Annotated in this window: 2 protein-coding genes and 1 pseudogene; 2 read left to right on the top strand and 1 reads right to left on the bottom strand. The window is 41.5% G+C overall.

Going from position 1 to position 1,832, the window contains the following annotated elements; genetic code table 11:
• Window positions 1-1,256: ATP-binding protein (locus tag B3B27_RS05100; RefSeq protein WP_349681146.1), on the top strand; the 1,256-nt coding region annotated here is incomplete at its 5' end.
• Between the two features lie 105 nt (window positions 1,257-1,361).
• Window positions 1,362-1,514: a hypothetical protein gene (locus tag B3B27_RS05095; protein ID WP_238866306.1), complete on the top strand. Its 153-nt coding sequence runs from the start codon at window positions 1,362-1,364 to the stop codon at window positions 1,512-1,514.
• 81 nt (window positions 1,515-1,595) lie between these two features.
• Here the strand turns inward: B3B27_RS05095 and B3B27_RS05090 are convergent.
• Window positions 1,596-1,832 (bottom strand): annotated as a pseudogene (locus B3B27_RS05090) (penicillin-binding protein 1C); the annotation flags it as partial.

Raw genomic sequence — 1,832 nt, 5'->3', positions numbered from 1 at the left:
TTGGTTGTTCCGATAACTATTTATGCCTTCGCAGAAGCAGCTATTTTCAAACAAAAATGGACAGCCTACTCAACACATATCGCAAGTTAATATCAGCAGAAAAGTCTGATTTTAAGCGCTATCTTCACTCCGATATTGATTGGAACGAGAGAATGACAGGTATTACAGGCGCTTGCGGAACGGGGAAAACCACGCTTATTTTACAGCACATTCGCGATAATTTCCCCGATAGAAACAAAGCCGTTTACGTAAGTTTGGATAATCTGTGGCTTTCGAAAAACAGTTTGCTCGATTTTGCCGAACGATTTTCGGTGTACGGTGGCACGCATCTTTTTATCGACGAAGTGCATAAATACCCCAACTGGTCATTGGAATTGAAAAATGTGTACGACAATTATCCCGACTTGAAAACCGTTTTCACGGGGTCGTCCATTTTGAAAATTTACAAATCCGATGCCGATTTGAGCCGTCGTGCGGTGAAGTACGAACTACACGGATTGTCGTTTCGCGAATACTTATCGCTGGAAAAAATTATCGATTTGCCAGTGCTCCCGTTAAATGAAATTCTGAGCAATCACATCGACATTGCTGACGATATCCGCAACAAAATCAAGGTTATACCGCTATTCAAGCAGTATCTAAAAAACGGTTATTATCCGATTTACAAGGAAGGAATTCGCAACTATTTCACCAAAATTACCAATATCATCAACACCACTCTCGAAAAGGATTTGCCCTCTATCGAACAAATCGATTACAACGGCATTTACAACGTGAAAAAACTGCTGATGGTGCTGGCAAACCTTGTTCCGTACACGCCCAACATCGAGAAACTGAGTGCGGAGATGCAGCTCAATCGCGCATCCACACTCAAATACCTGCATTATCTGAACAAGGCAGCGCTCACGAATCAACTGCTGGTGCCAAACAAGGGCATGAGCTTGCTCACGAAACCCGAGAAAGTGTATCTGAACAACTCGAATTTGATTTATGCCCTAAATGTAGATGATGCTTCAGCAAATATTGGAAACGTACGCGAAACATTCTTCTTCAACCAGTTAAAAGTAAGACACGATGTAAATTTGCCTAAAAGCGGCGATTTTCTTATAGATAAGAAATACACATTTGAAGTGGGCGGAAAAGGAAAATCTTTTGAACAGATTAAAGATTTGAAAAACAGTTTTGTTGTAGCCGATGATATTGAAATGGGTATAGGCAATAAAATTCCTTTGTGGCTTTTCGGATTGATGTATTAACTTTACTTCTCGTTACTGCTATAATGACTTTAAACGTAAAATCAGTTATAGCAATAACTGTTTTATAAATAAAATTCAATTATCCGCAAATGCGCCCGTGATTTAATGGTGCGCTACCACAGCTTGGTAGCTTTTGGTTTTGAACACGCCGAATATTACAAAATGGTGCGGCAGCAGATTGAAGAATTCCGGCTGCTTTTTATCGATTGGGGATTGTTTAATCCGCCGGGAGTTGGCCCGCACGATGAACAGTTTTAAACGTGAAAGGCGGTTCGAAACCGCCTTGCGCATTTTTCATTATTCCGCTAAACGGATTAAAACTGCTGAGCGGATCAGAAACTATTCCACCTTAAACCTGATTGTCAACGAATTTTCCATTTCATTCACCACCGTCAGCACGTGTTCACCGGCATTTGGTGAAAGCTTCATCTGATGAACATCCGCTGTTTCACCGAGGTATTCGTTATCCAAATGCCAGAACACCCGTGCCGAAGGGTTTCGGTGAGCAAGTTCGAAAACCGCTTTTCCACGCATACCATCCAGTTGCCTGGTAATTTTGATGACTGAGTTGGGATA

This window comes from Proteiniphilum sp. UBA5463 (assembly GCF_002427225.1).
GTDB classification, from domain to species: Bacteria; Bacteroidota; Bacteroidia; order Bacteroidales; family Dysgonomonadaceae; genus Proteiniphilum; species Proteiniphilum propionicum.
The sequence above is the reverse complement of the archived record's forward strand: the minus strand, read 5'-3'. Positions and strand labels throughout refer to the sequence as shown.

Coding starts and splice junctions, on each gene's coding strand:
- B3B27_RS05095 (WP_238866306.1), top strand. CDS start 1,362: ATGGTGCGCTACCACAGCTTGGTAGCTTTTGGTTTTGAACACGCCGAA.